The sequence below is a fragment of the Gilliamella sp. WF3-4 genome (assembly GCF_001690275.1).
GTDB classification, from domain to species: domain Bacteria; phylum Pseudomonadota; class Gammaproteobacteria; order Enterobacterales; family Orbaceae; genus Gilliamella; species Gilliamella apicola_C.
The window spans coordinates 1-8,464 of the sequence record NZ_LZGW01000023.1; the positions used below are offsets into that span (position 1 = coordinate 1).

2 protein-coding genes are annotated in these 8,464 nt (G+C 38.3%); both read right to left on the bottom strand.

Annotated elements, in window-relative coordinates:
• The coding region (locus tag A9G47_RS06025) for a two-partner secretion domain-containing protein (protein ID WP_065642429.1) at positions 1-8,016 on the bottom strand (8,016 nt) is incomplete at its 3' end.
• 80 nt (positions 8,017-8,096) lie between these two features.
• A partial coding sequence (locus A9G47_RS06030) for a ShlB/FhaC/HecB family hemolysin secretion/activation protein (RefSeq protein WP_176700664.1) occupies positions 8,097-8,464 on the bottom strand: 368 nt, incomplete at its 5' end.

Genomic DNA, 8,464 nt, shown 5'->3' on the forward strand with positions numbered 1-8,464 from the left:
CTCTAACGCCGCATTACCCGCTTGTAGCCCCGCTTTGATATTCATTAACGCTTTGGTTTTTTCGTTAGTCTGTTTTTTGGCTTGCTCTCGGGTTTGATTAGCGTTGTACATATCACTAACCGTACCCGTTACCGCCACAGTAAGCCCTGATTTTTGGTGTTTATACTCTTCTTTATACGTCGTTTTGGCATCTAGTGCTTCGATGTTAACGTTTTCGCCTTGCAGTTTGATATCACGCTGCGCAATGACTTCGCTGCCTTTGATGTTCACGTCTTTACCCGCTCGGATATTAACACTGCCATCTGTGCTACCCACCACACTGCCCAAAAAGGCTTGTTCGGTATTTGTCTGTTTTAAGGACTCTTTTTCTTTACCAACGGTAAACCCAATACCCCCACTGCTCATTAGTCCCGATTTTTTAGTTTTGGTTTCTTGTTTTCGGTAATATGACTCTTCTGCCGCATCAATGGTCACTTCCTTGCCGGCATTCAGCACCACATCATTGCTACCAATCACTTGGCTGCCCGTGACTTTGAGATTATTACCCGCACTGATACTCACGCTATCACCATACAGCTCACTGCCTTTTTGCGTGGTGTTATCTATTTCTGTGTGCGTTGTGGTGGTTGTTTTATTTAAAAACCCTTTACTTTTACTTTTGTGAAATTCATCTAATTCAAAATGCTCGGCCGATGAGCCTAATATAATGTCATTATCGGCCTGTAACCCAAGATGGTTGCCCGCAGTAATATCAACCGTTTTGGCATTAATGTCATTACCAGCAATAAGCATAACATTATTAGCGGCACTTATGCCTGTGCCAACCACACTTTTTTCATCCGTTTTTCGGTAGTCTTTTTTGACCCTAAAATCTAATTTCTCTTCAATATCTGCGGTATTAAATTTAATATCGTGACCCGCTTGTAACCAAGTATTACCGCTTTCACCATTATTAATAATCCATCCCGCTTTAGTATTGATATCATGACCCGCATCAATCACAACATTGCCATCATTTACCTGAATAATACTTGTTTGGTCTATATTGGTAGTTAAATTTCGCCCCCGAGTCTGTGTGCGTGTACTTGATAATAGGTTGATATCATTATCTGCCGACAAATAAACTAGTTTATCCCCCACTAATTTGCCGTAATTGGTGATGTCGTTTTCCGCATTGATAGATACTCTACCACCATAAATAGTGCCTTTATTGGTGACATTATGCCCATCTAATAGTATGTCATTTTTGGCTTTAATTAAGCCATTACTATTAAGTTCATCCCCTTTAACAAACACGTTCTCGCCTGAGATTAATGCCCCATCAGTTCCCAACTGAGGACGGTTAACTACGTAAACTTGTGGCACTAATACCTCTTGCGTTTGACCACCTACCGTGATGGTCTTTTTCACTAATAAAACGATATCAGTGGTTAGTGCGCGCATTTGTTCGTCTGATAATTCAACGCCGGGAACAATACCATAGGCATTAGCAAAACTAATTCCCGCATCCATCAAAGCTTGATACTGCTCTAAATCAGAACGGTAACCATGTAAATAGCGGTTGCCTGTTAAGCCAATAATTTGCTCTCGTATTAATTGCTGTTCGTAATAACCATCACCTAATCGTTTTTGTATCGCATTCGGGTCGGCATTTAAACGGCTTAACATGTAATCAGAGCTGAGCCATTTTTTGCGTTGAGTAAAACGCGGATCGCTTTCGACAATATAATTTTTGTCAGTCTCTTTGTTGATTATCCATAAGCTATTATCAGGTAAGGTTAAATTCGGTTCATAAATACTGATGGTTTTAGACGGTACCATTTCCGCTTCTGTTACCGGTTGTTCTGGTTCATTATCTTTTGGCGTATCGTTTTTATTTTGCTCCACTGTATCAATTACAATAGATTCAAAATTGTTATCCGGTTTAGTCGGTAGCCCCGTAATTATCTCTTGCTTATGATTTGGAACCACTGTCACATTAGTTTTATCACCAGTAAGATTATTGTTCGGATTTAAATCGATAATTGGATTAGCTATCTGTTTTCCATGCTGAGAAATGCTCGCATGAACGGTTTGGTCAATAATCTGTTGATTATTTTTGTTTTCCACCTCGACGAGTTGTCTTGGCGTGTCATTTAATGGTTTTTTCTCGAAAATTTGATGCTCTAAAATATTGTGATTCAAAGCATCATCAATAAAGATTTCATCCGCTTTTGTGTAGTCATAAGGACCTTTGCATCGGTATTCATCCTTACGCTTGCGTTTATGTAAGTAATAATTCCCTGAATAAACGTATTTTGATAAGGTTTCTTCAGACGTATTGTTCAGTTGATTAACTTTGATACTAACCGTTTGTCCCGCAACAATTTTACTGTCCTGATTATTTAGCGTTTGACCTTGAATAATCAGATGGTTGGCCGCCATAATTTTACCGGGATCGGTTTCTAACACAACGGTACGGTATTTTTGTTTAATCACATTAAATTCCCATGAATCGCTTGCTCCATTTATGTTGTGAGACGGAACTGACATTCTTTGTAATTGTTTGGTGTGCCTCAAATGCTCAGGAATATCATTCCATTTGTACAGGCATCGATGATGTTTATCACAAGATTGCCCTGAAATACCTTGCATATATTTTGTGTGGATTCGGTAAAGAACGTCATTAGATGAATATTTACTCGCCCCATCGCCTTCCGCAGTTTGGAAGTAAGTCTCTTTTTCTGGCGGCTCATCACTTGGGCGCATTTCTGTCACAATGTGGTCATTGATATTGTTAATGGTATTGGCAGCAATTATTAAATTGCCTTGTGATTCAATGGTCGCTGAATGGTTATTAATGACCTCAGCGTTGCTGACAACGTTGAAGTTGTCATCAAGCTGACCACCAATATTAAAATAACCCAAGCTAAGTAACTGGGCATGATTGTCGTTATTTAACCTATTAACGCCTAAGTGAAAATTTTGTCGAGAGGCAATCACAGGAGCTAAACCATTTTGCCCCCGATTATTGAGCTGAGCAGCACCAATGGCTAAATTATCAGCATAAATACGCCCTTTACCTAAATTATTCAAGGTATCATCGATGCGGAGCACTGCGGTAGTACCATCAATTAATCCCTGATTAGTCATATTTTGATGCTTTAATACTAAATAATTTGCACTGATTTCCGCTTGTTGTTCATTAACTAATTGCTGACTACTTAACGAAACTTGACGACCCGCTGTAATTTTATTTTTGTTGATAATGTCTTTAGCACTGCGAATAGACAAATGACCATTGGCAGTGATTTCATTATCATTAATAAAGCTTTCATCTAAATCAAGCGATAAATCATTTGTGGTTTTAATTGTGCCATCACCTCGAAATGCGCGTGTTTTTAAGTAAATATTATCGCCCAGTAAATGCCCTTGGCTATTATTAAAATCCCATGCATTAATGACCATTTTGTTATTTGCAGTAAGATTGGCTTGCGTATTATTTAAATAATGACTTTCTAGCAGAATATTATTGGCGACAAATTCTGAATGACTGTTATCAATATTATCAGCATCAATCTGAATAAGCCCATTGGTTTTTAATGAGGCTGATTGGTTACTTAAATCAGCTGTGTGTAATTTGATACCAGTATTTGACAGTAACTTTGCATGATTGTTATTAATATAATTTGGTGAGATAAGCTCAATTTTCCCATTTGCCGTTAGTTGAGCACGATAATTATCAATTCTATCAACGCCATTTAACCCAATATTATGTTCAGATGTTAGGCTTGCTTGCTGATTATTCAGTACGTTTGCCTGTACATTAATATCGCCTTTGGCAAGTAATTCAGCTTGTTGATTATTTAATTGCTTAGTTTGAATGTTTAGGGATTTTTCAGCAATCAATTTAGTATTTTGGTTAGCGATATTGTCAGCATGAAGCGTTAATTCACCTTGAGTAAATAATTTGGCGTGTTGGTTGTTTAATGTTTGACTATCAATACGTAACCCTTTATCACCCGATAGTAATAGTGCTGACTGATTATCAATTTGGTTTGCTGTCACGGTTATTTGTGACTGTGATTGAAGTATGGCATTGGTGTTATTTAACGTATTAGACTTAATATTAATCGCCGCTTGCGCAACTAAAATTGCATCGCTATTGTCAAATTTTTGGTTATTAATGGTGATCGCATCACCCGCTTTAACTACGCCACCTTTATTTATTAGTCCTGTTGAATCTAGAGTAATTGATTGCCCACTGACCAATTTGGATTCCGTATTATCCAAGTTTTCAGCTTGAATGGTGATATCTGTTTTGGTATTGAAAATGGCTTTTTGATTGTTAATTTTTTTAGCATTAATGCTTAGCGATTTACCACCACCCAATTGTGCGCCAGTATTATCAAGCTCATCGCTAGCAATAGTGATGTCATCGTTGGCAACCCATTTTGCATGGTTATTTATCAGTGTAGAAGCATTAACATCAATGTGACCACGCGCGCCCATTTCACTTGCGTTGTTATCAAAGGTATTGGTGTTAATTTTAATGTCTTTATCACTGATGAGGTTTGCATTTCTGTTTGTTAACTGTGCGCTGGTAATATTAATATTGCCTAAACTGTTAATGTTAGACTCACTGCTATTGATAATATTAGATTTAATTTGCAAATTTTGTAGCGCAATCAACTTAGCTTTTTGCATGGACAACGTTTGTTCATTGTCCAGAACCATGTTACCTTTGCTTGAAAGGGTTACTTGATTCATTGAGGCCGTTTTGCTTGCTATGTTTAAATCCCCTTCAGTAATATATTCTGCACGATCACTGACAAGTGATTCAGTTTGAATGTCGATACCTTGTTTGGATTTGATTTCACTATCTTGGTTATTGATTAGTTTACTAATGAAGTTAATCGTACCATCGGCAAAAAATAGGCCTTTTTCGTTGTTGAAGCTACTGGCATGAATATCAATATGCTGATGACTTAAAAGTGTTGCATTGGTATTGATAAAATTATCGGTATTAATTTTAATATGCTCATCAGTTATGAGTTTGGCATTCTCATTTTGTAACTGATTGTTTGCTTGGATATAAATACCTTTTTTGGTTTGAATTTGTGCAGCCCTATTATCAATTTGCTTGGCATGCATTGCCAGTTTACCATCGGTTAATAATATAGCCTCATTATTGTTAATTTCCTGAGCCTCAATATCTAAGTCTTGTTTGGCTTGTAGGGTTGCTTTTTGATTATTAAATTGCCTTGCCGATAAATGGATTATATCATCACTGAACCAACGCGCATTTTGGTTATGAAGTTGGGTAAAGCGCATATGCATGCCATCTTGAGCATAAAAAATGGAGTTGGCAGTATTGGCATGTGGTGCTTCAAACGTCAATTTCTTATTTGTGACCAGCTGGCCTTGATTAAATGAGGCGGATTGCTGAACTTTGATAGTTAAATCGTTTGACGCCTTGATAATAGCGTCATCCGCTTCAATTGTCGTAGCAGTAACATCAACTTTTCCAGTCGATAGTAGCTCAGCATGTTTTAAATGTTGCTGTAGCCCAGTTATTGAAATATCATCTTTAGCGCCAATAAAAGCACCAGCCAAATCTATTTTTTTACTGTTAATTGTGATTTTATCTTCAGCGTATAGCTTTGCAGAACTAGCGTGAATTTGCTCATCAGTTGTTAAAGTCAGCGCATTGCCCGCTTGCAGTGTGCTATTATCGCTTAATAAGTGTTTAGCTTGGATAGTTAACGCTTTATTGGCATTTAACTCAGCATCACCATTATCCATATTTTGTGTGTTAATGGTTAATGCATCACCCGATACAATAAGACTCGACTGGTTATCAAATAGAATTGAAGCATCGACAGCAATATCATCACCACTGAGCCATTTTGCTTGTTGATTGTGTAGTGTATCACCAGTAAAGGTTAAGCGCTTGCCACTTATCAATGTCGTATTATTATTGTTTAGGTCATTAAACTGGTAATTGATTGATCCCGCTGCTTTCATTTGGCTGGCATTATTTTCAATATTATCTGCTTTAATTTTTATGTCGTTATCGGAAAGCCATACCGACTCTCGATTGTGTAGTATTTTTCCTTGAACAGTAATATCGCCTAATGCGCTGATTTTTGATTTATCCAACTGCAATTGATTTGCCTTTACAGAAAAAGCATCCGCTGTGATAAGATTTAAAAAATCAGCAAAATAATTTTCAGCTTTAATGCCAATGCTTTTTTTAGCCTGCAACTTAGCATGCTGGCTAGATAAGGTTTTAGCATAGATATGCAGTGCCTGCTCGGTAATAAGGTCAAGATTATCGGTATTAAGATCGCTGCCTGTCAACGAAATGGCGCCTTTAGCGCTTAAGTTAGTTTTTTGCAGGTCAATCTTATCAGCGTCAATGATTATTGCGCTGTTAGTATTTATTTTAGATGCATTGCTTTTTATCTGATTGGCTTTTACGGTAATATCATTTTCTGAGATAAGTTGGCTATTGTTACTTGTGAGCTCATTCGTAGTTAATGCAATACCTTGTTTAGCTAGAATCGTTGAGTCAGACGTATTTATCGTTTTAGTGTTGGTCACGCTTAATTTCTGTTCGGATTGTAATTTTGCTCCTCTCAGTGAGATATCATTACCCGTCAGGTTTAAATCATTAGCATATGTTTTGCTACTATCAAGATTAAGGTTATCTTCCGCTTTTAATGATAACGTTTTGCCTGCGCTGTTTTTTCCATTAAAAGCAATAGCATTAGCTGTGGCTACAATATTACCTTGTTTAGTCAACTGCCCTTGTTGGTCAATCCCCGCCGCAACGGTACTGCTTTTACCACTATTTATCGTTGAGGCTTTAAGCTCGACATTATTTTCAGCGATTAATGCCCCCTCATTAGCAATCGCTTTTTTGGCGTTTAATTGAAGGTTTTTTTTGCTGTAAATTTGTTTACTGTTACTAATAGTGTGTTGACTGCTTAGCTGAATATCACCTTTAGCTTGTAAGGTACCAGTATTGCTGATTTTCCCATCCGCACTGATTATAAGGTTACCAGCACTTGCCCCTAACTCGCCTGCATTATGTACACCAACCCCTTTTTCTGTTCCAACTAATTGGATTTTACCCGCATACATCCCCCCCAGTGCCGAAACATCCAAGCCAACTTCCGGTTTTGGGTTATCATCTTCGCCTAACGATGTCACCGTTTGTGCGTCAACGCTGACTTTATTACGCCCTGTTACCACATTTAAATCATTTGCCCATACCGCAGAATTTATTGATACCGTGCGAGCAATTAAATCCGTATAACTTTGCCCTGAACTGTCCAGACCTTTACCCGTTACCGCTATATGACCTTGCTCTACCTGATAACCGGTTAAATCCCCATTTTCAATTATCGGTTTACCCGTCGTTAATGTGCCTCGACTCGCATTAATAAAACCACAACCATTACAGGTGATCCCCGATGGGTTGGCTATAACCACTTGAGCCTTTTGTCCCGCAACTTCAACGACCCCATTTAATTGGCTTGGGTTACGTGAGTTGACTTCGTTTAAAATGATTTTGGCACTGCCACTGGCATTTAACAGTTCATTACCTTGGATATAACCCCCAATTTGGGTTTTGCTGGTTTTACTGCTGTTATTTAAAATTACACCTTGCTTTGAGACATCAAACTGTTGGTATTTGTTATGTGAAACGCCTTTATTATTCGGCGTTTGTATGTTGACCTGTGTGGTGCCGTTCGCCGTTGAGGTCACCTGCGGTTGATGATGTTTACTCGCTTGACGGTCCGGCACAATACTACTGCCATAAACTGGCGAACTGATACTGACAAAGCCCAATGATACAGAAATAAGAAAGGTTATCGGACTTAAATTGGCAAAAAGTGATTTTAATGCGGTTAGGCTTGAAGTTGAGTTGCTTTTTTCACCGCCTATCGGTGTCTTAGCAATATCAGCAACCACCATCTGCATGTTACGCTTTTTGTTAAAAATAACTCGATATAACTTCTTATTCATTGCTAATTCCTTATCCTTGATTTCTTGATTTTATTGCGATATTGCCTCTGTAGTTCTAATACTATTGAGCTTCTATTTACCTAGTAATTCCAGTTGATACCGAAACCTAATACTAACGGATTGGTTTTAAACCTTGCCGGTTTACGAATCGGTGCTCCTGCAAATACATCATAGTAAAATCCATAATGATTGCCTCTCACCCCAATAACACCTCCGGTTAAATGTCTACCTAACAAATATTCACTTTTCGCCCCTGACACTTCGCCGGTATCAAGCCCTAAATATGGCTCATAGTTAAACGGCGCTTGCCAAACTAATTCGTTGCGGATATACCAACCTCGATCAGCTTTTAACGTCAGTTCACCATCAAAACCGCGAACACTCCATCGACCGCCAATTGAAAACTGGTCCGGCGAGGTCAAACGTTCACCTCGCGTATATTGCCCTT